Genomic DNA, 711 nt, shown 5'->3' with positions numbered 1-711 from the left:
TCATACAGATGGTGTGCCAACGATCAGCATCCCGGACACGAACAACCCAGGTAGCGGAGATGGCGACAAGACGGTAGCAGAAACAGATGGACCAATTGCCGGCGACCTGACTGTTAAAGCCGAAGCGGGCATCAACACCGTCACGATAGGCGGCACCGATGTTAGCTTGGCACAGCTGAACAACTTGGGCACGACGCCAGTGACGATCACTACACCAAAAGGTGTGTTGGTCTTGACCGGATATGACAGTGCGACAGGCAAGTTAAGCTACACCTACGACCCATCGATCCAAAGCAGCAACAGCAACGTACTGGATCCGATCGCGGTGATCGTCAAAGACAACAATGGTCAAAGCAGCACAGACAGCCTAGACATCACGATTACCGACAGCAAACCATTTGCGAACGACGACAGCGCCAGCGTCACGGAAGACACCACGCTGACAGCGACAGGTAATGTGTACACCAGCAACGACGTGATTGGTGGAGACGGCGCCCCAACGGCCGGCGCGGTGAGCCCAGTGACCATCAACCTGACCTACGGTAGCCTAGTGCTAACGGCAGATGGCAACTACACCTACACGCTGAATAACAACAACAGCGCGGTGAATGCGTTGAACGATGGTCAGAGCCTGACCGACACGTACAAGTACACGATCACGGACAAAGACGGCAGCACAGCGACCGCCGATTTGAAGATCACCATTAATGG

The 711-nt window shown here is 54.7% G+C and carries 1 protein-coding gene; it reads left to right on the top strand.

Annotated features, from left to right (window positions below):
• Nucleotides 1-711, top strand: a 711-nt coding sequence (locus LIN78_RS17960; protein ID WP_227182262.1) for a cadherin-like domain-containing protein, incomplete at both ends; no start/stop codon positions are given.

It is taken from the genome of Leeia speluncae (assembly GCF_020564625.1).
GTDB lineage: Bacteria > Pseudomonadota > Gammaproteobacteria > Burkholderiales > Leeiaceae > Leeia > Leeia speluncae.
The sequence above is the reverse complement of the archived record's forward strand: the minus strand, read 5'-3'. Positions and strand labels throughout refer to the sequence as shown.